Origin of the sequence: Klebsiella michiganensis, from assembly GCF_002925905.1 — a bacterium.
In the GTDB taxonomy this organism is placed as follows: domain Bacteria; phylum Pseudomonadota; class Gammaproteobacteria; order Enterobacterales; family Enterobacteriaceae; genus Klebsiella; species Klebsiella michiganensis.
Genome location: NZ_PRDB01000001.1, coordinates 833,589 through 858,681 on the forward strand (window position 1 = coordinate 833,589; position 25,093 = coordinate 858,681).

Annotated in this window: 22 protein-coding genes; 7 read left to right on the top strand and 15 right to left on the bottom strand. The window is 56.6% G+C overall.

The features are described from left to right. Positions 1 to 146 precede the first annotated feature (146 nt). The 4 genes from gbpA to CDA56_RS04110 all read right to left on the bottom strand — a co-directional run bounded on the left by gbpA (position 147) and on the right by CDA56_RS04110 (position 3,419). On the bottom strand, positions 147 to 1,610 hold the full coding sequence (gbpA, locus tag CDA56_RS04095) for an N-acetylglucosamine-binding protein GbpA (protein ID WP_102803702.1): 1,464 nt from the start codon (positions 1,608 to 1,610) through the stop codon (positions 147 to 149). Between the two features lie 259 nt (positions 1,611 to 1,869). Next, entirely contained in the window at positions 1,870 to 2,331 is a 462-nt protein-coding gene (gene pyrI / locus CDA56_RS04100; RefSeq protein WP_004098115.1) for an aspartate carbamoyltransferase regulatory subunit, read from the bottom strand. Between the two features lie 11 nt (positions 2,332 to 2,342). Beyond that, the gene (pyrB, locus tag CDA56_RS04105) at positions 2,343 to 3,278 is read right to left on the bottom strand and encodes an aspartate carbamoyltransferase (RefSeq protein WP_014227670.1); all 936 of its coding nucleotides are present in this window, start codon (positions 3,276 to 3,278) and stop codon (positions 2,343 to 2,345) included. A 36-nt stretch (positions 3,279 to 3,314) separates the two neighbouring features. Next, on the bottom strand, positions 3,315 to 3,419 hold the full coding sequence (locus CDA56_RS04110) for a pyrBI operon leader peptide (RefSeq protein WP_072351778.1): 105 nt from the start codon (positions 3,417 to 3,419) through the stop codon (positions 3,315 to 3,317). A gap of 192 nt (positions 3,420 to 3,611) precedes the next feature. Here CDA56_RS04110 and CDA56_RS04115 point away from each other — a divergent pair, with 192 nt between their 5' ends. Continuing rightward, positions 3,612 to 4,064 (top strand): YhcH/YjgK/YiaL family protein, encoded by a 453-nt coding sequence (locus CDA56_RS04115; protein ID WP_014227671.1) that lies wholly within the window; start codon positions 3,612 to 3,614, stop codon positions 4,062 to 4,064. Between the two features lie 111 nt (positions 4,065 to 4,175). On the opposite strand, the gene argF is transcribed toward CDA56_RS04115, so the two are convergent. Further along, positions 4,176 to 5,180: an ornithine carbamoyltransferase gene (gene argF / locus CDA56_RS04120; protein WP_014227672.1), complete on the bottom strand. Its 1,005-nt coding sequence runs from the start codon at positions 5,178 to 5,180 to the stop codon at positions 4,176 to 4,178. After that, entirely contained in the window at positions 5,150 to 5,245 is a 96-nt protein-coding gene (gene argL / locus CDA56_RS31650; protein WP_370798676.1) for a putative translational regulatory protein ArgL, read from the bottom strand. The genes argF and argL overlap by 31 nt, the downstream gene beginning before the upstream one ends. 99 nt (positions 5,246 to 5,344) lie before the next feature. Between argL and rraB the strand changes: the two genes are divergently transcribed. Beyond that, the gene (gene rraB, locus CDA56_RS04125) at positions 5,345 to 5,770 is read left to right on the top strand and encodes a ribonuclease E inhibitor RraB (RefSeq protein WP_004098122.1); all 426 of its coding nucleotides are present in this window, start codon (positions 5,345 to 5,347) and stop codon (positions 5,768 to 5,770) included. Positions 5,771 to 5,822: 52 nt separating this feature from the next. Next, positions 5,823 to 6,581 carry a tRNA isopentenyl-2-thiomethyl-A-37 hydroxylase MiaE gene (miaE, locus tag CDA56_RS04130; RefSeq protein WP_064375399.1) on the top strand — a complete coding sequence of 253 codons (759 nt, stop codon included), beginning with the start codon at positions 5,823 to 5,825 and terminating at the stop codon, positions 6,579 to 6,581. Between the two features lie 40 nt (positions 6,582 to 6,621). On the opposite strand, the gene CDA56_RS04135 is transcribed toward miaE, so the two are convergent. From CDA56_RS04135 to pepA, 5 genes are all read right to left on the bottom strand, one after another. Next, entirely contained in the window at positions 6,622 to 7,644 is a 1,023-nt protein-coding gene (locus CDA56_RS04135; RefSeq protein ID WP_102803703.1) for an alpha/beta hydrolase, read from the bottom strand. A 152-nt stretch (positions 7,645 to 7,796) separates the two neighbouring features. Continuing rightward, positions 7,797 to 8,300, bottom strand: a complete 504-nt coding sequence (locus CDA56_RS04140) for a GNAT family N-acetyltransferase (protein ID WP_004098126.1) — start codon at positions 8,298 to 8,300, stop codon at positions 7,797 to 7,799. 122 nt (positions 8,301 to 8,422) lie between these two features. Continuing rightward, positions 8,423 to 11,278 (bottom strand): valine--tRNA ligase, encoded by a 2,856-nt coding sequence (locus CDA56_RS04145; RefSeq protein ID WP_004098127.1) that lies wholly within the window; start codon positions 11,276 to 11,278, stop codon positions 8,423 to 8,425. Further along, positions 11,278 to 11,721, bottom strand: coding sequence for a DNA polymerase III subunit chi (holC, locus tag CDA56_RS04150; RefSeq protein ID WP_004098129.1), 444 nt, complete (start codon positions 11,719 to 11,721; stop codon positions 11,278 to 11,280). Before holC ends, CDA56_RS04145 begins: the two co-directional genes overlap by 1 nt. A 122-nt stretch (positions 11,722 to 11,843) precedes the next feature. Beyond that, positions 11,844 to 13,355, bottom strand: a complete 1,512-nt coding sequence (pepA, locus tag CDA56_RS04155; RefSeq protein WP_004098131.1) for a leucyl aminopeptidase — start codon at positions 13,353 to 13,355, stop codon at positions 11,844 to 11,846. Between the two features lie 393 nt (positions 13,356 to 13,748). On the opposite strand from pepA, the gene lptF reads away from it, so the two are divergent. Both lptF and lptG read left to right on the top strand, forming a co-directional pair. After that, entirely contained in the window at positions 13,749 to 14,846 is a 1,098-nt protein-coding gene (gene lptF / locus CDA56_RS04170; protein WP_004098132.1) for an LPS export ABC transporter permease LptF, read from the top strand. Then, the gene (gene lptG, locus CDA56_RS04175; RefSeq protein ID WP_014227676.1) at positions 14,846 to 15,928 is read left to right on the top strand and encodes an LPS export ABC transporter permease LptG; all 1,083 of its coding nucleotides are present in this window, start codon (positions 14,846 to 14,848) and stop codon (positions 15,926 to 15,928) included. Before lptF ends, lptG begins: the two co-directional genes overlap by 1 nt. 42 nt (positions 15,929 to 15,970) lie before the next feature. Here the strand turns inward: lptG and CDA56_RS04180 are convergent, their stop codons facing one another. Continuing rightward, on the bottom strand, positions 15,971 to 17,473 hold the full coding sequence (locus CDA56_RS04180; protein WP_014227677.1) for a helicase HerA-like C-terminal domain-containing protein: 1,503 nt from the start codon (positions 17,471 to 17,473) through the stop codon (positions 15,971 to 15,973). An 86-nt stretch (positions 17,474 to 17,559) separates the two neighbouring features. Continuing rightward, entirely contained in the window at positions 17,560 to 18,381 is an 822-nt protein-coding gene (locus CDA56_RS04185) for a TIM barrel protein (RefSeq protein WP_032747679.1), read from the bottom strand. 361 nt (positions 18,382 to 18,742) lie between these two features. On the opposite strand from CDA56_RS04185, the gene CDA56_RS04190 reads away from it, so the two are divergent. Beyond that, complete coding sequence (locus CDA56_RS04190; RefSeq protein ID WP_014837226.1) at positions 18,743 to 20,248, top strand: CoA-acylating methylmalonate-semialdehyde dehydrogenase; 1,506 nt, start codon at positions 18,743 to 18,745, stop codon at positions 20,246 to 20,248. An 18-nt stretch (positions 20,249 to 20,266) separates the two neighbouring features. Next, the gene (iolB, locus tag CDA56_RS04195) at positions 20,267 to 21,076 is read left to right on the top strand and encodes a 5-deoxy-glucuronate isomerase (protein ID WP_103814246.1); all 810 of its coding nucleotides are present in this window, start codon (positions 20,267 to 20,269) and stop codon (positions 21,074 to 21,076) included. Positions 21,077 to 21,739: 663 nt separating this feature from the next. Here the strand turns inward: iolB and CDA56_RS04200 are convergent. Both CDA56_RS04200 and CDA56_RS04205 read right to left on the bottom strand, forming a co-directional pair. Continuing rightward, positions 21,740 to 22,597 (bottom strand): MurR/RpiR family transcriptional regulator, encoded by an 858-nt coding sequence (locus CDA56_RS04200; protein WP_004098142.1) that lies wholly within the window; start codon positions 22,595 to 22,597, stop codon positions 21,740 to 21,742. A 151-nt stretch (positions 22,598 to 22,748) separates the two neighbouring features. After that, positions 22,749 to 24,662, bottom strand: a complete 1,914-nt coding sequence (locus CDA56_RS04205; RefSeq protein ID WP_102803990.1) for a bifunctional 5-dehydro-2-deoxygluconokinase/5-dehydro-2-deoxyphosphogluconate aldolase — start codon at positions 24,660 to 24,662, stop codon at positions 22,749 to 22,751. Positions 24,663 to 25,093 lie beyond the last annotated feature (431 nt).

Below are 25,093 nucleotides of genomic sequence, written 5' to 3' on the forward strand. Positions count from 1 at the left end.
CTGAAATATGTGAATGTAATCTGACTGGCGTGGGTCATTATAAAGAGTGCTGGCTGCTTTATCATTAAGCAGGCCGCATTTTGCGAAGGAGAAAAGCGGATAACGCAGCGCGCTATCCGCATAAGGCGTGAGCCCGAAGGATGAAGTTAGTGGGTGACTTCCGTCCATGCTTTGGCCCAGTCAGAACCTGTACCCGGTTCGAACTGAGTGGCGTACTGGCTCCACTGCACGCAGTAGCCGCTGTAGGGGAACGGGCGACATTGGTACACTTTGCCGTTTTTAGGCTGCATGACTTTCGTTCCCGCCGTATAGCTTTTCAGGTTATCCGGGAAGGTATAGTCGTAGTTTCCCGCAGGCGCAGGCGTCGGATCCGGCTGAACCGTACTCTCTTCCAGCATCAGGTCAATGACCCCCTGGCTGAGGGTGGCGCCCTGCGCATTGCTGGCTGAGTAGCGCAGCATATGATGACCTGCCTGAACGTTGGTCAGCGGAATAGATACCGTCAGGGAGCGATTATCTATCGTCTGCTGAATGCTCCCTTTCTGCGTGCCCGCATGGTCGTTGACGGTGGCGGTGAGATGCATTTTGCCGCTGGCCGTGGCGTTGAACGTCACCGTCGCTTTCCCGTTGGCGATTTTGGTTGCGTTAACGTTGGCGACGCTCAGGGATTCTTCCACGATATCGTCTGACTGCGACTCGGCGTAGGTCAGCGTAACGCTTTGAACGGTGCTGTCTTTTGGCACATACACCTGGTTAACGCCGTGGAGGGGGATAATGTTGCCATCACTCCCTTTTACCCCGGCGCGCAGCTTGCCCTGGTGCGCGGTATTAATAGCTTCAGCCAGATCGTAAGACCACTGGCTGCTTTTTCCTTGCGCTTCGCTGGCGATGGTCAATTCCGTTTGTAGCGAATGAACTTCACCGCTCGCGTTAAAGAAATGGGCAATGACTTTATCTCCCGCATGGAGATCTTTCCCGCTAAGCTGGCCGGCGAGCTGCGTTGTCCAGAGGGATTCATTCTCCGTTTCATCGCTGGCGCCGCCGAAATCAACGTCAATGGCCTGATAAAAACTATTTGCCGTATCGGCAATTTCCCAGACGGCATAAATAACCTGATAGCCGGTGCGATCGGGTACATTACAGGAGTGCGTGACCTGTACAGCCGGCGTCGCGCCATTTCCGTCGATTTGACAAAATGGCTTAGTTTCAAAATCGCTGCGCGTCAGCGGCTTATTTTGATCCCAGTTCTGTTTGGTAATGTAATAACGCCAGTTAGTCGTTCTATGCGGCGCAGAATGGTGCCAGACGAAATTATTTTTACCGCTCTTTATCGTGGTTTTCGCCCAGCGAGTCGGGCTCTGGCTATCCAGCTGCGAGAAGTTGCTTTTACCCGCGCTGGCCAGTTTACCATCAGGCGGCATTGCCCCTTCAGGAAAACCGCTCGCTTGCTCGACGCTTTGCGGTTCCCACTGCACCGAACCGCAGTCGGTGTTTTTCCCTGAATGACATTGGTACGCCCGACTTGGCGGCGATTCCACATAGCCGTGCGCCAATGCTGAGGAGGTAAATAATAATGTTGCTGTATATAACGATATTTTTTTCACTTTCATAATTCATCCTGTGAACATTGATTAAATAATGGAAAACGCACTGGAGTGTATGAAGGGAAAAATTCAGGTTCAATAGCAGTGATATTTAATGATTAATCTCATTGTTTGTTATTTTTAATTATGAGGCGTGTTGATGAGAAATTGATGAATGTTGATTATCTGACCCGTGGTCAGTGAGTTGACGGCCGTGCGGATGATTTAAATTATCGTTCAGGAGCAGTCCCGTTTATCGGGCTGCTCCTGATAAAACCTGGCGAATTTAATTTGCCAGCACGACATGATGTGAAAATTCTTTTTCACAATATTTGCACTTCAGCGCGATATCGTTTTCGCGTTTCTTCACCGCAAAGCTGGAGGACACCGGCTCGGCGTGGCTAATACAGTTGCTGTTCGGGCATACCAGCACGTTGTTAATACGGTCCGGCAGATTCGGTCGGGATTTACCGACGACTTCATACTCATCAATGCGGTTTACCGTGGCCTGCGGCGCGTACAGGGAGAGCTGGTTGACCTGCTCGTCGGTCAGGAAGGTGTTCTCAATTTTGATCAAATCTTTGCGGCCCATTTCGCCTGACGGCAGGTTCAGGCCGATGGTGATGCGCTGATCCGTTTCGGTCAGTTTGAATAGGGTCAGCAGCTTAAAGCCGACCTGCGCCGGGATATGGTCGATAACGGTGCCACGTTTGATGGCTTCTACCTGTAATTTATTGTCGTGTGTCATCTCTTTTCCCCTTACAGTGCCAGATCGCTATTCAGTACCAGCGCCAGTAACGCCTGGCGCGCGAAGATGCCGTTACCCGCCTGCTGGAAGTACCAGGCGTGCGGCGTTTTATCGACATCGGTGGTGATTTCATCAATGCGCGGCAGCGGATGCAGCACCTTCATGTTCGCGCGCGCGCCTTCCAGGTCGGCGGCGCGCAGGACGAACTGCGCCTTCACGTTGGCATATTCCGACGGGTCGAGGCGCTCTTTCTGCACGCGGGTCATATACAGAATGTCCACCTCTTCCATCACCTCTTCAATGGCGCTATGCAGGCTCCAGGCAATGCCTTTTTCGTCGAGCATGTCGAGGATGTACTGCGGCATGGCCAGCGCGTCCGGGGCGATAAAGTAGAAGCGGTTGCCGTTAAATTTCGCCAGCGCCTGGGTCAGGGAGTGAACGGTGCGGCCGTATTTCAGGTCACCCACCATCGCCACGTTAAGATTTTCCAGACGGCCCTGGGTCTCCTGAATGGTGAACAGATCCAGCAGGGTCTGCGTCGGATGCTGGTTCGCGCCGTCGCCGGCGTTGAGTACCGGAATACCGCCGGAGAACTCGGTCGCCAGACGCGCCGCGCCCTCCTGCGGGTGGCGCATGACGATGGCATCGACATAGGTGCTGATGACCGAGATGGTATCGGCCAGGGTTTCGCCTTTTTTGCCCAGCGAGGTGTTGCTGCTGTCTGAGAAACCGACCACGCTGGCGCCCAGGCGGTGCATGGAGGTCTCAAACGACAGGCGGGTGCGGGTCGACGCTTCAAAAAAGCAGCTGGCGATCACTTTATGCTTGAGCAGCTCCGGCTGCGGATTGGCTTTGAGTTTTGCTGCGGTTGCCAGTACCAGTTCAAGGTCTTCGCGGCTGAGATCGTTTATGGAAATGATATGTTTTTGATATAGCGGGTTAGCCATGTTTATCTCCTGACGCCTGGGCAAAAAAAAAGCCCCTTAAATAAGGGGCTTTACGAATACGGATGCAACGGAAAGAAAAAACGGCAGGCCAGCGTCTGTTTTCAGACGCGGTAAGACGCGATGTCGTACACACTGAACCATAATTCCTCCCGGCAAAACGGGTGGCATTATACGCAGCTCATATTTCGGATCAAGCGATTAATCCACAAACAGGTAAACGTTTGCCTGGGGAATCATGCGTTAACGCAAAAAAACCGCAAAAAGAGGTGGTATGGCAGTCGGATGGGGGGTATAAACGCGAAATGAAAAGCTGTTTTATATTTGAGGGCTATTATGATCGTTGGAAATATTCACCATCTGCAAAGCGGGTTGCCGGCGTCTCTGCGTGAGGCGATCGAACATGTTAAAGCGCATGTCACCGACGCGACGCCGCTGGGTAAACATGATATTGACGGCAACAACCTGTTCTATCTCATTTCCGAAGATACCACCGAGCCGATGGCCGACCGCCGCGCCGAGTATCACGCCCGCTACCTGGACATCCAGATTGTACTGAAAGGCCAGGAAGGAATGACCTTTAGCGTTCTCCCTGCCGGCGCGCCGGATATCGACTGGCTGGCGGAGAAAGACATCGCTTTCCTGGCGGAGGGGGCGCAGGAAAAAACCGTCATCCTCAGCGAAGGCGACTTTGTGGTGTTCTATCCCGGTGAAGTGCATAAACCGCTGTGCGCCGTGGGCACGCCGGCGAAGGTGCGCAAAGCGGTAGTGAAGATGCTGATGGCGTAAAAAATACCCCGGGCTGCGGCTGGCGCCTTGCCCGGGCTACAGATCCGCGCGGTTTGGGGGCGGGTAGCCCGGATAAGCGCAGCGCAATCCGGGGAAATATCGCGGGAACGCTTACTTACCCAGCGTCGCCACCATCACCGCTTTGATGGTATGCATGCGGTTTTCCGCCTGATCGAAAACGATGCTCGCCGCGGATTCAAATACCTCGTCGGTGACTTCCATACCGCCGTGCAGGCCGTACTCCGCCGCCATCTGTTTGCCGAGCGTGGTCTGGTCGTCGTGGAACGCGGGCAGGCAGTGGAGGAATTTCACCTGCGGATTGCCGGTCAGCGCCATCATCTCGCTATTTACCTGATACCCGCGCAGCAGCGCGATACGCTCCGCCCACTTCTCTTTGGCTTCGCCCATCGATACCCAGACGTCGGTATAGATAAAGTCCGCGCCCTTCACGCCCGCCGCAATATCTTCGGTCAGCGTAATATTGCCGCCGTTTTTCTGCGCCAGCGCCCGGCACTGCTCGACCAGCTTCTCTTCCGGCCAGCAGGCGGTTGGCGCGACCAGACGCAGATCCAGCCCGGTCAACGCGGCGGCTTCGAGCATAGAGTTGCCCATATTATTCCGCGCATCGCCGGCGTAGACCAGGGTCATCTGATTAAAGGCTTTGCCCGGCAGATGCTCCTGCATGGTCAGTAAGTCCGCCAGCAGCTGGGTGGGGTGGAATTCGTTGGTCAGGCCGTTCCATACCGGAACGCCGGCATACTCGGCCAGGGTTTCAACCACTTCCTGACCGTGGCCGCGATATTGAATACCGTCGTACATGCGCCCCAGCACGCGGGCGGTGTCTTTAATCGACTCTTTATGGCCAATCTGGCTGCCGCTGGGGCCGAGCCAGGTGACGCGAGCGCCCTGGTCAAATGCGGCAACTTCGAAAGAGCATCGGGTGCGGGTAGAGTCTTTTTCGAAGATGAGCGCGATGTTTTTGCCGGTGAGATGCTGAATTTCAATATTGTTTTTCTTATCAGCTTTAAGCCTGGCCGCCAGCTCAAGCAGAGCGGTGATTTCGGCGGGGGTAAAATCGAGCAACTTTAAAAAATGCTTCTGATAAAACGCGGACATGGTTCCCTCACATGGCTCAAGCCATTTGTTGAATTAAAATTCACTTTATATGTATGAATATTCATTTGCAACCCCGTGTCATAAATCTTTCGCTCAGAAGGTGGAGGCAATCACGGCGGTATGTGACAATAGAAGCATCCGCGACACATTATGAGGAACGAGCCATGGCAAACCCGGAATTACTGGAAGAACAGCGTGAAGAAACGCGCCTGATTATTGAAGAGCTGCTCGAAGACGGCAGCGATCCTGACGCGCTGTACACCATTGAGCATCATCTCTCTGCCGATGATTTCGAAACGCTGGAGAAAGTGGCGGTCGAGGCCTTCAAGCTGGGCTACGAAGTGACTGAGCCGGAAGAGCTGGAAGTCGAAGAGGGCGATACCGTGATTTGCTGCGATATTCTCAGCGAATCCGCGCTGAATGCCGAGCTGATTGACGCCCAGGTTGAGCAGCTGATGACCCTGGCGGAAAAATACGACGTTGAATACGACGGCTGGGGCACCTACTACGAAGATCCGAACGGGGAAGACGAAGAAGGTGACGACGACGAAGATCTGGTTGATGAAGACGATGACGGCGTTCGCCACTAAGTAGCAGAGGTATACGGCGGTGCGGTATGCCGCCGTATAGCAAGGAATTTTAATGGATTACTCGCAAATACTCGCCCCGATTTTAAGCTTTCTGCATTGCCCAACTCCTCAGGCGTGGATTGATGAAGCCCGTAAACCGGAAAACCTCCCGCTGCTGTTGACCGACCATATGGTGTGCGAGCTGAAAGCGGCGCAAAACGCTATGCTGCTGGTGCGTCGATACGTCGCGGATAAAGCGGACGCGGATGAGCTGCTGGCCTGCCTGAAGCCGTATGAGGACTTCACCTACCGCTGGGGGCCGGAGCCGGATTTCGTCGCGCTGCATAAGCAGATAAATAAAAGCGCCATGCCGCAGACCGACGATCCCTGGGGACGTCAGCTACTCGACAGCATGATTCTGCTGATCAAAGAGGAGCTGCATCACTTCTGGCAGGTGAGGGAAATCATGCTTTCCCGCGAAATCCCGTACGTCAAAATCACCGCCAGCAACTATGCCCGCGGGCTGCGCCGGGAAGTGCGTTCTCACGAACCGGTCATGCTGATCGATAAACTCATCTGCGGAGCCTATATTGAAGCCCGCTCCTGCGAGCGTTTTGCCGCGCTGGCGCCATGGCTGGATGACGATCTGCAGAAGTTTTATCTGTCGCTGCTGCGTTCCGAAGCGCGCCACTATCAGGACTATCTGGACCTGGCGCAGAGAATCGCCCAGGACGATATCAGCGAACGCGTGCGCCAGCTTGGCGAAGCGGAAGCGGCGCTTATTAACGCGCCTGAAGCGGAGTTTCGTTTTCACAGCGGCGTGCCCGCCTGAGCGTCAGGCCGCCGCTTCACTGCCGCGGCCTGACGATCCATTACAGATTGGCGTTTTTGTCTTTCTCTGCCGTCGCGGCGGCTTTGGGCGCGCCGAGGGTCGCTTTAAACCAGTTCACCACCCGTTCAATAACCGGCTTCTGATACCAGCTGTCATCGCCGTGCTCCGCGCCCGCCAGCAACACGTAATCAGCCGGGTTGCCCTCCTTTTTCAGCGCGCGATAGAGCTGTTGACTTTGTACCGGTGAAACCAGGGTGTCGGCGCTGCCGTGCATAATTAAAAACGGCGGCTTTTTACCGCTGATATGGCCCATCGGGCTGGCCGCCAGGGCTTTTTGCGGATCGCTGTCAATCGTCGCTCCCGGCCAGTCGCGAAAGGCGCTACCGTGTACCAGCAGTGCTTCAGTGACCGCCGGCGACTGGTGCACTTTTTGAATCGCCTGCGGAAAACCTTCGCCGATATTCAACAGGTTCGAAATACCGTACAGCGTGGCGGCGGCCTGCACGTCCGAGGATTGCGCCAGGTTATCGCCACGATCGAACGTTTTGTCACCGTTGGTGAGCGCCAGCATCTGCGCCATATAGCCGCCTGCGGAATCCCCCAGCACGCCAATACGCGACGGGTCTATACCGTATTCCGCGGCATGTTCGCGCAGATAGCGAACGGCGGCTTTACCATCGATAACCGGGGCCGGAAAGGTGTCGGGAACCGTACGGTATTCCGCCGCCGCGACGACGAATCCCGCCGCCGCCAGCGCCATACGCATCTCGATAAACTTATTCCAGGCCGCGCTGGTGAAACCGCCGCCGGGGAAATAGATGATTGCCGGTTTCAGATCGCCATTACGCGGTACCAGTAAAGACATATGCAGCTGACGAACGGCGACGGTGCTTTTTACCTGGCTATAAACGATATCGTTGAGCGCATCGATACGGCCCCGGGTTTTTTCCACGCGAATGACCTGAGCGCCTTCGGTATTGCCAGCAAGTTCGCCGGCGTTAACGCAGGAAGCCATGCCGGCAAGCATCAGGCCGCCGGTGAGCAGGAGGGGGAGTTTTTTCATGATGTTCTATCCTGAGCAAAGCCTGCCGCGGCGGCAGGCGAAAAGATCCAATGCTCGAAGAGTGTATTAGCGAAAACGGGCGGTGAATAACGCTCTTTTTGCATGAAAACCATGCATTTTTTCGATTAATCAACGTCGCCGTTTTGCGGGCGCTACAGCACTTTCAACATCCTGACTTCGCAGTCAACGTGGCCGGTGCAGCCCAGCGGCTCAGCAATATGCTCGAAGCCGAGGTGCTCATATAAACCGACCGCTTCTTTCAGGAAGGCGGTGGTTTCCAGATAGCAGCGTTTGAATCCCTGCTCGCGGGCGTAATCAAGGGCCATCAGCGCCAGCTTTTTCGCCAGCCCCTGGCCGCGCGCGGAGGTCATAAAATACATTTTTTGTAGTTCGCAGATATCGGGCTCGCTGCAGGAGAGCGGTGCCACGCCGCCGCCGCCCACCACTTCACCATTCTGCTCAACGACCCAATAGGCGGAACCCGGCTGGCTATAAAGCTCATAGAGTTCATCCAGATTCGGATCGGCTACCGTATAGCCTTTGTCGGCGGTCAGACCATATTCAGCGGAGACCTGGCGGATAACAGCGGCAATCGCCGGATTATCATTAGCCGTGATGCGGCGCAGGGTTAGCGGTAGGGTTGCGCTCGTATTCATGTGAAGACTCATTGCAAAATAATGACGGATAATGTTGTTAATAACACTGCGGGAGGGGAGAGTGCAAGCGAGGATCTTTCACAGAAAACGCCCCTTATCCGAATGGATAAGGGGCGAGTGAATTACAGCGCGGCGATAATCGCCTGCTGCTCAATCAGCTTCGCTTTTGCTTCCGCGTAACCTTCCAGCTTCTCACGCTCTTTGGCGATCACCGCTTCCGGCGCGCGCGCCACAAAGCCTTCGTTGGAGAGTTTGCTTTCGATGCGGCCAATCTCGCCTTCGATTTTGGTCACCTCTTTAGCGAGGCGCGCCAGCTCATCTTCTTTATTGATAAGGCCAGCCATCGGGATCAGCAGCTCGGCGCCGTCGATAATTTTGGTCACGGAAACCGGACCTTTATCATCGGCAGGCAGCACGGTGATGCTTTCCAGACGCGCCAGGTTCAGCAGGAAGCTGCGGTTGTCGTTCACGCGACGAATCGCGGCTTCGCTGCAGCCGCGCAGCAGCAGCTCCAGCGGCTTACCTGGGGCGATGTTCATTTCCGCACGGATGTTACGCACGGCGACGATCGCCTGCTTCAGCCATTCGGTATCGGCCAGCGCCGCTTCGTCAACCTGAGACGCATCGTATTGCGGGAACGGCTGCAGCATGATGGTATCGGCAGTGATACCGCAAATGACCTTCACGCGCTGCCAGATGGTCTCGGTGATGAACGGAATAATTGGGTGCGCCAGGCGCAGCAGACCTTCCAGAACGGTCACCAGCGTGTGACGGGTGCCGCGCAGCTCAGACTCGGAACCGCCGTTCATTACCGGCTTGGTCAGCTCCAGATACCAGTCGCAGAACTGGTTCCAGGTGAACTCGTACAGAATGCCTGCGGCAATATCGAAGCGGAAGCCGTCCAGCGCCTCGCGGTAGGCTTTGATGGTCTGGTTGAATTCCGCCAGGATCCAGCGGTCCGCCAGCGACAGGGTCATTTCGCCGCCGTTAAAGCCGCAATCCTGATCTTCGGTATTCATCAGTACAAAGCGGCTGGCGTTCCACAGCTTGTTGCAGAAGTTACGGTAACCTTCCAGACGCTTCATATCCCAGTTGATATCGCGGCCGGTAGAGGCCAGCGCCGCCAGGGTAAAGCGCAGGGCGTCGGTACCGTGCGGCTCAATGCCGTTCGGGAACTGTTTCTCGGTGCGTTTGGCGATTTTTTCCGCCAGCTGCGGCTGCATCATGTTACCGGTGCGTTTTTCCAGCAGCTCCGGGAGGGAAATGCCGTCGACCATATCCAGCGGGTCGATAACGTTGCCCTTCGATTTGGACATTTTCTGGCCTTCATCATCGCGGATCAAACCGGTCATATAGACGGTTTTAAACGGCACCTGCGGCTTGCCGTTTTCATCTTTGATGAAGTGCATGGTCATCATGATCATGCGGGCAATCCAGAAGAAGATGATGTCGAAGCCGGAAACCATCACGCTGGTCGGGTGGAACTGACGCAGGGCATCGGTGTTTTCCGGCCAGCCGAGGGTGGAGAAGGTCCACAGCGCGGAGGAGAACCAGGTATCGAGAACGTCTTCGTCCTGGCGCAGCGCCACGTCGGCGCCCAGGTTATTTTCCTGACGCACTTCGTCTTCGGTGCGGCCAACGTAGACGTTGCCGTCGTTGTCGTACCATGCCGGGATGCGGTGACCCCACCACAGCTGGCGGGAGATACACCAGTCCTGAATATCGCGCATCCAGGAGAAGTACATGTTTTCGTACTGCTTCGGCACGAACTGGATGTCGCCGTTCTCCACCGCTTCAACCGCCGGTTTAGCCAGCACGTCGGCGCGGACGTACCACTGGTCGGTCAGCATCGGCTCAATTACCACGCCGCCGCGGTCGCCGTACGGGACGGTCAGATCGTGCGGTTTTATCTCGTCCAGCAGGCCCAGGGCGTCGATAGCGGCAACCACCGCTTTACGCGCGGCAAAGCGCTCCAGCTTCTGGAACTCCGCCGGGATGGCGTTTGAGTAGACATCGGACTCGTTGCCTTTGGTGTCGTAAACTTCCGCGGTTTCGCGGATGTCGCCGTCAAAGGTCAGGATGTTGATCATCGGCAGCGCATGACGCTTGCCCACTTCATAGTCGTTAAAGTCGTGCGCCGGGGTGATCTTCACGCAGCCGGTGCCCTTTTCCATATCGGCGTGTTCATCGCCCACAATCGGAATGCGGCGGTCAACCAGCGGCAGGATCACGAATTTGCCGATAAGGTCTTTATAGCGCGGATCTTCCGGGTTAACGGCCACGCCGGTATCGCCCAGCACGGTCTCCGGACGGGTGGTGGCGACGACCAGATAATCTTTACCGTCAGCGGTTTTCGCGCCGTCGGCCAGCGGATAGCGGATATGCCACATCGAGCCTTTAGACTCGCGGTTTTCCACTTCCAGATCGGAGATGGCGGTGCGCAGTTTCGGGTCCCAGTTGACCAGGCGCTTACCGCGGTAGATCAGATCTTCTTTGTACAGGCGGACAAAGACTTCTTTTACGGCGTTGGACAGGCCTTCGTCCATGGTGAAGCGCTCGCGCTCCCAGTCCACGGAGTTGCCCAGGCGGCGCATCTGACGGGTAATGGTGCCGCCGGATTCCGCTTTCCACTGCCAGATTTTATCGATAAAGGCGTCGCGACCGTAGTCGTGGCGGGTTTTACCTTCTTCGGCGGCAATCTTACGCTCAACCACCATCTGGGTAGCGATACCCGCGTGGTCGGTACCGGCCTGCCACAGGGTGTTTTTACCCTGCATGCGCTGGTAGCGAATCATGGTATCCATGATGGTTTGCTGGAAGGCATGACCCATATGCAAACTGCCGGTGACGTTCGGCGGCGGGATCATGATGCAGAAACTTTCCTGGCTTTCGTCGCCATTGGGTTTGAAATAGCCCTGCTTTTCCCAGTGCTCGTAAAGCGGCTGTTCGATATCTTGGGGGTTGTATGTCTTTTCCATTATTTCCAGGTTGCCGTGTTCAGGTTGAAACCAGCCATGCGGTACGCTTTATAGCGTTCGCGCGCCAGTTGTTTCAAAGAATCTTCATAAGGGACGAAGTCTATCACTTCTGTGAAAGCGGTGGCAAAATCTGCAAAGTTTAGCCGCAGGCTAATCAGAATATCCCGCGGGCTGCTGTTGCGCTTTTGCGGCCAGGCAATCTCCACCGGCGCGCCGCCACGCGGACCTTCTCCCGCCAGATTATGCGGAACGAAACTTTCCGCGGGTCGAGCCCAGAGCGCTTCGTCCAGACGAATGGCCTGCTGCTCATCTTCACAGGCGATGAGTACCCGCTTGCCGCTGCGCCAACGTTCTGCGGCAATGTCACACACCAGTTGTTCAACGGCGCTCAGGCCGTCTTGTTGCGTATCATTGTCCAGAAGATAGAACGTTGCGTTTTTCATATATGGGGCTTCTTGTGGTGACTTTAAATGCTTAAGCCGGGCGGCGCTACGCTGACCCGGCCTATAAACGGCATCTTTTCGTTGGCCCGGCAAGCGTAACGCCGCCGGGCATCAGACGGCAATTACTCTTCGCCGGTAAATCCGGCGCGATTAAGCAGGAACTGCGACAGCATCGCTACCGGACGACCGGTCGCGCCTTTGGCTTTCCCGGAACGCCACGCGGTACCGGCGATATCCAGGTGCGCCCAGTTGTACTTGCGGGTAAAGCGCGCCAGGAAGCAGCCCGCGGTAATCGCCCCGCCGGGACGGCCGCCGATATTGGCCATATCCGCAAAGTTAGACTCCAGCTGCTCCTGGAACTCGTCGCCAAGCGGCAGACGCCATGCGCGATCGCCCGCCAGTTCGGACGCGCCGATCAGCTCGTGGGCCAGCGGGTTGTGGTTCGACATCAGACCGGTGATGTGGTGGCCCAGCGCAATCACGCAGGCGCCGGTCAGCGTGGCCACGTCGATAACGGTTTCCGGCTCGAAGCGCTCAACGTAGGTCAGCACATCGCACAGCACCAGACGCCCTTCGGCATCGGTATTCAGCACTTCCACCGTTTGCCCGGACATCGTGGTCAACACGTCGCCTGGACGATAGGCGCGGCCGCCCGGCATGTTTTCACATCCGGCCAGCACGCCGACAACGTTCAGCGGTAGCTGAAGTTCGGCAACCATACGCATCACGCCGTACACCGCCGCCGCGCCGCACATGTCGTATTTCATCTCGTCCATGCCTTCGGAAGGCTTGATGGAGATGCCGCCGGAGTCAAAGGTCAGACCTTTACCCACCAGCACGATAGGGCGCGCGTCTTCCGCCGGGTTGCCTTTATATTCGATAACCGACATCAGCGATTCATTTTGCGAACCGTTGCCGACCGCCAGATAGGAGTTCATTCCCAGCTCTTTCATCTGCTGTTCGCCGATAACGCGGGTAATGACGTTCTTACTGTAGGTATCGGCCAGCTGGCGCGCCTGAGAGGCCAGATAGGCGGCATTACAGATATTTGGCGGCATATTGCCGAGATCTTTCGCCGCTTTGATGCCGGCAGCAATCGCCAGACCGTGCTGAATGGCGCGTTCGCCGCTGGTCAGCTCGCGACGGGTTGGGACGTTGAAGACCATTTTACGCAGCGGGCGACGCGGCTCGCTTTTGTTGGTTTTCAACTGGTCAAAGCTGTACAGCGTCTCTTTGGCGGTCTCGACCGCCTGACGCACTTTCCAGTAGTTATTGCGGCCTTTGACGTGCAGCTCGGTCAGGAAGCAGACGGCTTCCATTGAGCCGGTATCATTCAGCGTATTGATTGTTTTCTGAATGACCTGCTTGTACTGACGTTCATCCAGCTCGCGCTCTTTGCCGCAGCCAATAAGCAGAATGCGCTCTGACAGAATGTTCGGCACATGGTGCAGCAATAAAGTCTGGCCAGGTTTGCCTTCCAGCTCGCCGCGACGCAGCAGGGCGCTGATATAACCGTCGCTAATTTTATCAAGCTGTTCGGCGATGGGGGAGAGGCGACGTGGTTCAAAGACGCCGACCACGATACAGGCGCTCCGCTGCTTCTCCGGGCTACCGCTTTTTACACTGAACTCCATGCACTATGCTCCTGAATCTTAAAGACAACAGTGGTGGCTACAGATATACTCGTCGTCTTTCAAGTTGCAGATGCGTTGGCTGCGCCTGCTCACCCCTGTCACTTACCTGATGTAAGCTCCGGGGCTTCACAGTCTTGCCGCCTGCCTGCAACTCGAAATCCATAGAGTATAGAAATTGAAAGCTTTCGTAACTCATGTCCGCTGTTGTGGTGACTTCGTGTTAATCTTAACGTTATTACGGCCTTGGTTCGTCAGAAAAGATCCTGATACGCAGAACCAGCGAGTCATTTAATCTTAGCGATGTTTTCGACGACCAAAGAGAATAAATGACGTTTAAGCCATGAAACAAGCAATTTTCCTGCAATAAAACGGGTTTTTACGGGCGTATTTATAGTGATAATCATAAGATATCTGGTTCGTGAGACGCTGAAAAGCCAGTTGGCGATCCTATTCATCCTGCTGCTCATTTTCTTTTGTCAGAAACTGGTCAGGATCCTCGGCGCCGCTGTTGATGGCGATATCCCGACAAATCTGGTGCTCTCGCTGTTAGGGCTGGGCGTACCTGAAATGGCGCAGCTTATTCTGCCCCTGAGTTTATTCCTCGGGCTGCTGATGACGCTGGGCAAACTGTATACCGAAAGCGAAATTACGGTGATGCACGCCTGCGGCCTGAGTAAAGCCGTGCTGGTGAAAGCCGCCATGATCCTGGCGCTCTTTACGGGCGTCGTCGCGGCGGTCAACGTGATGTGGGCCGGCCCCTGGTCTTCTCGTCACCAGGATGAAGTGCTGGCGGAAGCGAAAGCGAACCCCGGCATGGCGGCGCTGGCTCAGGGCCAGTTCCAGCAGGCCAGCGACGGCAGCGCGGTGTTGTTTATTGAGAACGTCAACGGCAACCGCTTCAGCGACGTTTTCCTTGCTCAGCTGCGGCCGCGAGGCAACGCGCGCCCGTCGGTGGTGGTCGCGGATACCGGCGAGCTCTCGCTGCGTAAAGACGGCTCGCAGGTGGTGACCATGAATCAGGGCACCCGCTTTGAAGGCACCGCGATGCTGCGCGACTTCCGCATTACCGACTTCAAAAACTATCAGGCGATAGTCGGCCATCAGGCGGTGGCCTCCGACCCGAACGATACCGAGCAGATGGATATGCGCACCCTGTGGCATACCGATACCGATCGCGCCCGGGCGGAGCTGCACTGGCGCTTCACGCTGGTGGCAACGGTGTTCATCATGGCCCTGATGGTGGTGCCGCTCAGCGTGGTGAACCCGCGCCAGGGCCGCGTGCTGTCGATGCTGCCGGCGATGCTGCTCTATCTGGTGTTCTTCCTGCTGCAAACGTCGATTAAATCGAGCGGCGGTAAAGGCAAAATGGATCCGATGGTCTGGATGTGGGCGGTAAACCTGCTCTATTTCGCGTTGGCCGTGCTGTTGAACCTGTGGGATACGGTGCCGATGCGCCGCTTCCGTGCCCGTTTTAACAAAGGAGCGGCGTGATGCAGGCGTTTGGGGTACTTGACCGTTATATCGGTAAGACGATTTTCAATACCATCATGATGACTCTGTTCATGCTGGTTTCCCTCTCGGGCATCATCAAGTTTGTCGACCAGCTGAAAAAGGCCGGGCAGGGCAACTATGATGCGCTGGGGGCCGGAATCTACACGATTCTCAGCGTGCCGAAAGATATCCAAATCTTCTTCCCGATGGCGGCGCTGCTCGGCGCGTTGCTGGGGCTGGGAATGCTGGCGCAGCGCAGCGAACTGGTGGTGATGCAGGCTTCCGGCTTTACCCGTTTGCAGGTGGCGCTGTCGGTGATGAAAACCGCGATTCCGCTGGTGCTGCTGACCATGGCGATGGGCGAGTGGGTTGCCCCGCAGGGCGAGCAGATGGCGCGTAACTATCGTGCTCAGCAGATGTACGGCGGTTCGCTGCTTTCCACTCAGCAGGGGCTATGGGCGAAAGACGGCCATAACTTTGTGTATATCGAGCGGGTAAAAGGCAACGATGAGCTGGGCGGGGTGAGCATCTACGCCTTTAACGACCAGCGCCGCTTACAGTCCGTTCGCTATGCCGCTTCGGCAAAGTTCGACACTGAGAATAAGCTCTGGCGACTGTCGCAGGTGGATGAATCCAACCTGACTGACCCGAAACAGGTCACCGGAACGCAGACGGTCAGCGGGACCTGGAAGACCAACCTGACGCCGGACAAGCTCGGCGTGGTGGCGCTGGACCCGGACGCGCTGTCCATCAGCGGCCTGCACAACTATGTTACCTATCTGAAGTCCAGCGGTCAGGATCCGGGCCGCTATCAGCTCAATATGTGGAGCAAAATCTTCCAGCCGCTGTCGGTGGCGGTGATGATGCTGATGGCGCTGTCGTTTATCTTCGGCCCGCTGCGTAGCGTACCGATGGGCGTCAGAGTGGTGACCGGGATCAGCTTCGGCTTTATCTTCTACGTGCTGGACCAGATTTTCGGCCCGCTCACCCTGGTTTACGGCATTCCGCCGATTATCGGCGCGCTGTTGCCGAGCGCCAGCTTCTTCTTGCTGAGCCTCTGGCTGATGATGCGTAAAACCTGACGTCACGCGCCCCCTTCCTGAATTCAGAAAGGGGGCGTTTTTTTAGCGTTTCCGCCCGCCAAGTAAGCTTCCCAGCATTCCCCTGACTATCTGGTTGGTGACCTGACGCACCGCGCTCCTGGCCGCCGTTTGCACAATGCCGTCGCGTTTGCCGCCGCGCGGCCCGGTGGTGCCGAACAGAATGTCTTTGAGCCCGCCGAGCAGGCCGTCGTCATCGCCGTTTTGCTGGCCTTTTGCGGGCGGTGATTGCTGCTGCTCCGTTGTGCTCTGAACGCCCTGTTGCAGCATTTCAAAGGCCGATTCACGGTCGATCTCTTCTTCATATTTTCCGTACAGCGCCGAGTGGTTAAGCAGCCCGTTACGTTCGTCATCGGTGACCGGCCCCATACGCGAGCAGGGTGCGATAACCATCGCGCGTTCCACTATCGAAGGGCTGCCTTTCTCATCAAGAAAGGAGATCAGCGCCTCGCCGGTGCCCAGCTCCTGGATCGCCTGTTCGGTACTGAACGCGGGATTCGCGCGCATGGTCTGCGCGGCGGTTTTTACCGCTTTTTGGTCTTTCGGCGTGAAGGCGCGCAGGGCGTGCTGCACGCGATTACCCAACTGACCGAGAACCGCATCGGGAATGTCCGCCGGGTTTTGTGAAACAAAATAGACCCCGACGGCTTTAGAACGAATCAGGCGAATGACCTGCTCGATTTTATCCAGCAGCACCTGCGGCGCATCGTTAAACAGCAGATGCGCTTCATCAAAGAAAAAGACCAGCTTTGGCTTCTCCTGGTCACCGGCCTCCGGCAGGCGTTCGTAAAGCTCGGAGAGCATCCACAGCAGGCTGGCGGCGTACAGCTTCGGCATCTGGTAAAGCTTTTCGGCGCTCAGGATATTAATCACCCCTTTACCCTCAGCGTCGACGCGCATCCAGTCCTGGATATCGAGCATCGGTTCGCCGAAAAAGTGCTCCGCGCCCTGCTGCTCCAGGGTTAATAATCCGCGCTGAATCGCCCCAACGGAGGCGCTGCTGATGTTGCCGTACTGGTTCTGAAACGCTTTGGCGTTGTCGCCAATGTATTGGGTTATAGCGCGCAGGTCTTTAAAGTCGAGCAGCAGCAGCCCGCGATCGTCGGCGATACGGAAGATGATATTCAGCACCCCGGACTGAACCTCATTGAGGTTGAGCAGGCGAGCCAGCAGCAGCGGCCCGAGATCGGAAACCGTGGCGCGAACCGGGTGGCCTTTTTCGCCAAAAATATCCCATAGCACCACCGGATTGGCGTGCGGCTGCCAGTCCGTTGCGCCGATTTTTTCCAGACGCGCCTGCAGCTTTTCCGAACTTTGGCCCGACTCGGCGATACCGGTGAGGTCGCCTTTCACATCGGCCATAAATACCGGAACGCCGATTTCCGAGAAAGACTCCGCCAGCTTTTGCAGAGTGACGGTTTTACCGGTCCCCGTGGCGCCGGTAATCAAGCCGTGGCGGTTGGCCATAGCGGGCAGTAAATGCAGCTGTTTATCCAGCGTGCGTGCAATCAGCAGAGGTGAGCTCATGAGCGATTTCTCCATTTATCCTGCTGCGAGTATAGGCAACCTGATAGCAAAAGGAGGGAAATCACGCACACCTTCGCTTATTCACGTCAGGCGCAGTGGCGCTGAATTAACGCGATGCTCTGCTCGATTTCGCGGCGGATATCGTCTTCGCTCCAGTTTGCCAATTCCGGCGCGAAGGGTTCGAACGCATACACGCCCTGATAGCCGCGCGCCTCCAGGTTTTTGACCTGCTCGCAGCTTTGCAGCTGGTCTTTTGCGGTCAGCATGATGCGCTCATTGTCGGTAAGGGCTTCGCGCGGGCGGGTATCCTCTACGCCGGAAAGATGGACCAGACCGATTTCGCCGATATCCACCTGGTTAAACTCCTGCTCCGCCTGCGGATAAAGATGATGATGGAAGGTATCTATCAGCAGCTTAAACGGCACCCGCGCGTCGTGGATCAGCGTTTGCGCCTGCGCCGAGGAGCGGAGCGAGCTCTGCGGGAAACCGAGCGGCTCCACCAGCCCCTGAATACCGTAGAAGGCGAATAGCGGCGCCAGGTCACGCAGGGCGTTAAGGGTTTCGCTCGCCGGAACCTCGGTACCATCGTTCAGCGGGCACAGCACCAGCGATTTGGCACCAACGGCTTTGGCTTCTTTCAGCAATGACTCCGTCAGGCTACGAACCTCTGCGGTGCGGCAGTTGAAGGGGTAGACCGCATTGATAGTGAGGATCTCGATATGGTAGCGGTCAGCCAGCTCCCGCACCTGCTGGTGGCTCAGGTCGTCGGTTACTTTTCCGCTGGGGAGGTCGTTACGTAGCTCGACTTTGTTCAGCCCCAGGCTGTTCACCAGCCGGAAAAAGGCCTCAATGCTGAGTGACGGGGCGATCTTGCGGTTGATGCAGAAACGTTGCGATGCAATAGCCATTTTGACTCTCCAGAAATGTAGGGATCGGATTCGTTCGAATGCCTCATAGTCAAAACATTTATTCCAAAATTAGTAATGTATGAAATGGTGATTTTTTGAGCCGACTCGCAAAATATTTTTCTGCTGCGTTTTAAAGGGCACGGGTTGCAGGTGGCGCTAAATCTCAACTCTTTTTATCGTGCTTTAGTCCGCAAGCCGGCAATTTCTTACACGAAATTGCGACCATCATCACCAAAATAGAATTTCACTAGTCATCAATATTGAAATATTAATTTCATTTTACTACGGTTACAGCACAGCAGATCCAGTAATGGGCCGTACTGCGTTGGCCCCCGATACCCCATACAGATGAGGCGAGAGCATGACTATCACAGGAAACTTTATTGGCGGGAAAACCGTTACCAGCGGCAGCAGCAAAACAATGCCGGTTTTCGACCCCGCGACGGGCAAAGTGGTCCGCGAAGTCACGTTATCGACCGCGCAGGAAGTCTCTGACGCCATTCAGGTGGCGCGTGATGCTTTTGAAAGCTGGTCGCGCACCACGCCGCTGCGCCGCGCCCGCGTGATGTTCAATTTTAAAATGTTACTGGAACAGCACGCTGAAGAGCTGGCGGGGATTATCGTCAGCGAACACGGTAAAGTGTTTTCCGACGCGATGGGGGAGCTGACGCGCGGCATGGAAGTCGTTGAGTTTGCCTGCGGTATTCCGCACCTGATCAAAGGGGAGTTCTCATCGGATGTCGGCACCGGCGTTGATAGCTATTCTCTGATGCAGCCGCTGGGCGTGGTAGCGGGCATTACGCCGTTCAACTTCCCGGCGATGGTACCGATGTGGATGTTCCCGCTGGCGCTGGCCTGCGGCAACAGCTTTGTCCTGAAGCCGCCAGCGCTGGCGCCTACTGCCGCGGTGCGTCTGGCGGAATTGCTGAAACAAGCGGGTCTGCCGGATGGCGTCTTTAACGTCGTGCACTGCAGCAACGAAGATGCCGAGCAGCTATACCGGGACCCGCGGATCGCGGCGGTAAGCTTTGTCGGATCTTCCGGCGTGGCGGAGCATATTTATAAAACCGCCAGCGCTTATGGCAAGCGGGTACAGGCGTTTGGTGCGGCGAAAAACCACGCGATTGTGATGCCGGATGCCGATCTTGATGCCACCGTGAATGCCATTATGGGCGGCGCGTTCGGCTCGGCGGGCGAGCGCTGCATGGCGCTGCCGGTGGTGGTTGCCGTGGGTGATGAAACGGCGGATAAACTGATTGCGCGCCTGAAGCCGCTGGTGGAATCCCTGAAGGTTGGGCCGGGCTGTATGCGCGGAAAAGAAGAGAACGAAATGGGGCCGGTCGTCTCCGATACCCATCAGAAAAAAGTGCTGGGATATATTGATAAAGGGGTTAGCGAGGGGGCGACGCTGGTGGTTGACGGACGCAAGCCGCAGGTGCCCGGGTTTGAAGAGGGATACTACGTCGGCGGAACGCTGTTCGACAACGTCACGCCGGAGATGACTATCTGGCGCGAAGAGATTTTTGGCCCGGTGCTGGGGATTGTTCGCGTGGCGGATTACCACAGCGCGCTGGAGCTGGTGAACAGCCATGAGTTCGGCAACGGTAGCGCCGTCTTTACCAGCAACGGCCACACCGCGCGTGAATTTGTCCATGATGTCCAGGCCGGAATGGTTGGGGTCAACGTACCGGTACCCGTTCCAATGGCCTTCCATAGCTTTGGCGGCTGGAAACGCTCCGTATTCGGCGCACTGAACGTCCATGGCCCGGACGGCGTGCGCTTCTATACGCGTATGAAAACCGCCACCGTCCGCTGGCCGCAGGGTCAGCAAACCGTATCTGAATTCAGTATGCCGACGTTAGGCTAATCGGCGAAGGAGAGCGCCATGTCTTTACTGGCTATAGCAAAAAAAGAAGGGCAGATTCAGCACATCACCCCGCAGAGCGCGGGGTGGAAGTACATTGGTTTTGATGTCTGGATGTTAAAGAAAGGGCAAACCGTCACCCTGGAAAGCGGCGATCGCGAACTGTGCCTGGTGCTGGTTGCCGGCCTGGCTTCGGTAAAAACCACGCAGGCGGATTTCCCGAACCTCGGCCAGCGTATGTCGCCGTTTGAGCGGACGCCGCCCTGGTCAGTCTACGTGCCGCCGCAGGATAAAGTCGAAGTGACGGCAGATTCTGACCTCGAGCTGGCCGTATGCAGCGCCCCGGGTAAAGGAACCTTCCCTGCACGGGTTATCTCCCCGCAGGACGTGGGCGTAGAGCATCGCGGTAAAGGGCGTAACCAGCGGCTGGTGCACAATATTCTGCCGGATAGCGCGCAGGCGGACTGCCTGCTGGTGGTGGAGGTTTACACCGAGGAAGGGGCGACCAGCTCATGGCCGTCGCACAAGCATGATACGGCACTGCCGGGCCAGGAAACCCAGCTGGAAGAGACCTACTACCACCGTTTCGATCCGCCGCAGGGTTTTGCCTTCCAGCGCGTCTATACCGATGACCGCAGCCTTGATGCCTGCATGGCCCCCTACAACCACGATGTGGTCATGGTGCCGCGCGGCTACCATCCGGTGGCGGCGATTGCCGGATATGACAGCTACTATCTGAACGTGATGGCCGGCCCGGATCGCAAATGGATGTTTACCTGGGAAGAGGATCACGCGTGGATCAATAGCCCAGATTATCCTCGCCACGATTAGCATCGGTTGAGGATAAAAAGGCCGGTTAGCCATGCTAGCCGGCCTTTTTGATCCTGTTACCCGAATAAGATCGTCGTCGCAATTCTGCCATATCCCCGGCTCGCGCTGCGCTTAGCCGGGCTACGGGTTTACCGTCGTCTGCGGACAAGTAGCCCGGGTAAGACGTTTATGTCGCCATCCGTAGACATGAAAAATTTAAGCCAGCTGCACCCCGGCTCGCGCTGCGCTTAGCCGGGCTACGGGTTTACCGTCGTCTGCGGACAAGTAGCCCGGATAAGACGTGTACATTGCCATCCGGGAGTCATGAAAAACTTAAGCCAGCTGCACCCCGGCTCGCGCTGCGCTTAGCCGGGCTACGGGTTTACCGTCGCCTGCGGACAAGTAGTCCGGATAAGACGTTTATGTCGCCATCCGTAGACATGAAAAATTTAAGCCAGCTGCACCCCGGCTCGCGCTGCGCTTAGCCGGGCTACGGGTTTACCGTCGTCTGCGGACAAGTAGCCCGGATAAGACGTTTACGTCGCAATCCGGGAATAATGAAAAGCTTAAGCCAGCTGCACCCCCGGCTCGCGCTGCGCTTAGCCGGGCTACGGTTTTACCGTCGTCTGCGGACAAGTAGCCCGGATAAGACGTTTACGTCGCAATCCGGGAATAATGAAAAGCTTAAGCCAGCTGCTTCGTCTCTGCATCTTTGCTGCTGTTCAGCGCCAGCGAGACCGCCAGCGTCTGGGCCAGGCACAGCGAGGCCACCTGCGAGCGGAAACCATCAACCTGCGCCTCGCGCACCACAAAGCAGACGTCGCTGAAGGCCGCCAGCGGGCTGACCTGGCTGTCGGTAATCGCTATCTGTCGTGCTTTACGCTGCGCGCCGAGCTCCACCAGTTCAACCACTTCCCGCGCATACGGAGAGAAGCTCACCGCCACCACGACATCTTTCGGCCCGACCAGGCTCAGTTGCTCGGTAAACATGCCGCCCAGACCGTCAATCAGGAACGCTTTACGGTCCAGATGGCGCAGGGCGTAGGTCAGATAGGAGGCGACGCTAAAAGAGCGGCGCAGGCCAATAACGTAGATATTCTCAGCTTCCGCCAGCAGCGCGACCGCGCGCTGCAGATCGTCGCCGGAGGTCTGCATCGCCAGCTGCTGCAGCGCCTGGGTATTGACCATGGTGAACATATTCAGGATTTCGGTCGGCGTTTCCGGCGGGGTTGCGTCATCCGTGGTGGTCTGGCGGAACAGACGCGCGCGCTCGGTATAGTTAGCCGTCTCTTCCATCAGATGCTGCTTGAACATCTGCTTCATTTCGTTGAAGCCGCTAAAACCAAAGGCGTTAGCGAAGCGGATCAGCGTGGAAGGGGGGACGTCAGCTTGTTGCGCGATAGAGGCCACGGTGTCGAAAGCCACGCTATTGCTGTTATCGAGAATATAGCGGGCTACCTGTTTCAGGCGTTTGCTTAACGTGTCGTAGCGACGCCTGATTTCATCCTGCAAGATGGTAAGTTGGGTCGGATTATTGGCCATAGATTGCGCTCTGAGAAAATGAAAGGAATATAATTTCCAGTGTATCAAATGAAGCGAATTTTTCATTTACTACGATGAAATACGCGATTCATTTCACGAAGATCCAGAAAAAAGCCCGCATCTTCTGAAGAGGATGCGGGCCTGGGCGGAATCAGCCGCGGGCTTCTCGCCAGTAGCCGATGAGCGTGAGGTAGTTGCGTTTCACTTCGTTAATCAGCGCCTCGTCGCTGAGCTCTCCCTGCATCCAGCGCCGTGAAGGCTGGCCAAAAATGGTGCGTCCTACGGCAAAACCTTTGATCATCGGATGCTTCGCCGCTTCGGCAAAACCGGCGCGCAGACGGTCCGAAGGGGCGTCCAGGCCGAGGATTAAGATCCCGCGGCACCAGCTATCTTCGCGCGCGATCAGTTTGCCAATCCTTTCCCATTCCGCGCTCGACAGCGGCGGCAGCTTCCACCAGTCCGGCTGGATGCCCAACTGATAGAAGTGCTCCAGCATGTCGTGGTAGTGGCGTTCATCTTTATCCGGGCCGTTTTCCGGCAGGATGATTTCCAGCAGCAGCTCATGCCCGGACTTGTTGCACGCCTGCCAGACCTCCAGCAGCAGCGCATCCTGTTCGGCGCGCAGCTCGGCCGGATCGGCCGGATGATAGAAGACCAGGCATTTCACCACGTGCTCCAGCGGCCAGTCGATCAGCTGGGAACCGATGTTGCCATGTTCCAGGCGCAGCGGGCGCGAGCTCGGCATTTCAATCGGTCGACCAATCCACCAGCCCTTGCCGGTGATAGCATTGAGCGAGCGCTGGCCGTAGGTGCCATCGGCGAGGATGCCGCTGCGACCGTCAAGACCGGCTTCGTCTGCGGCGGCTTCCGCGGCCGCCAGCAGCAGCAGCTTCAGCTGCGGAATGCAGGATTCATCACGCCCGGTTTCCAGCGCCAGGTCTGCCAGCTGTTTACGGTGGTCAAAGGCGAAAATGCACAGCTCCGGCCACGCCTGGCGGCGGCTGGTGACGCGATGGAGATGGTTGAGACGATCGTCGATATCCGGACGCGGCACCGATTCTGCCCGCGACAGATAGTCGTCAAGCTCGGCTTTGGTCGGCATTGCGGGCGCGCAGCCGTGGCGTGAAACCACCAGCGCGCCGCAGGCGTTAGCGTAGCGGCAGGCCTGCTCCCAGCCTTCATCGTTAAGCCAGCCGCGCAGCAGGCCGGACATAAAGGCATCGCCCGCGCCCAGGACGTTAAGCACGTCTACGCGTACGCCCTGCTGCAGCGGCACGCTATCCCAGCTGTCGGGAATAGCGCCTTCCAGCACCACGCAGCCCATCGGACCGCGCTTGCAAACCAGCGTCGCTTTCGTGGCGTTACGCACGTTTTTCAGCGCGGTCAGGGTATCGGTGCTGCCGCCGGCAATATGAAACTCCTCTTCTGTCCCCACCACTAAATCGAACAGATGCAGGACTTCCTGCAGCTGGCTGGTCACCTGGCCGGATTCAATGAAACGCGTTTCACCGTCGCCTAAAGACGTTAACCCCCAAAGCACCGGACGATAGTCGATATCCAGCGCGGTACGCAGGCCGTGACGGCGGGCGTACTCCAGCGCCTTCAGCACCGCTTCGCGCGTCTTGGCGTGCGAAAGGTGGGTGCCGGTTACCGCCAGCGCCCGGGAAGAGGCGATGTACTCTTCCTTAATATCTTCTGGCGAAAGGGCCATGTCGGCGCAGTTATCGCGGTAAAAAATCAGCGGAAACGTCTCCTGATCTTTAATCCCCAGCATCACTAACGCCGTCAGGCGCTGCTTATCGGTGATCAGATATTCGGTATCGACGCCGGCGCGGCTCAGGGTTTCGCGTAGAAAACGACCATTATGCTCATCGCCCACGCGAGCGAGCATTGCCGATTTTAATCCCTGAATGGCGGTGCCGAAGGCGACGTTGCCGGAAGAGCCACCCAGGTATTTAGAAAAACTGGCGACATCTTCCAGCCTCGCGCCAATCTGCTGGGCATAGAGATCGACTGCCACCCGGCCAATACAGATGACGTCGAGTCGCTTTACTGCTGCATTCATAGCTAGGGTTTCCTTTTGCATTTCTGCTGTACGGAAGAGTCGGGATACCGACAGCGTCTCCGAAAACAGCCTGAGGGTTATTGGTTATCTCTAGTTTGAGAAATAAATATTTCATTTGCAAACTAGATCGAAATTAAAAAACCAAAAATGTGAGGGATATACCACTATGCCGCGCTGAGCCTCATTCTGCCTCGGATCCTGGGCTGCGGCTGAAAGTTGAACCAGAGCCCGTTTAGATGCGGTCTTTACCTATGATTTTTAAGGGGATATTAAGAGGTGGGCCGCGTAATTTGCGCGTTATCCCGTATACAGGATGCGAATGAAACGGGTGAAATGCATAGAGAGTTTGATCGCTCTCGCAAAATGAAATATTTCTTCTGTATTTCTATTTAATGAAAAAAATGTTTGCCTATAATCCAGAAGTATTCCAG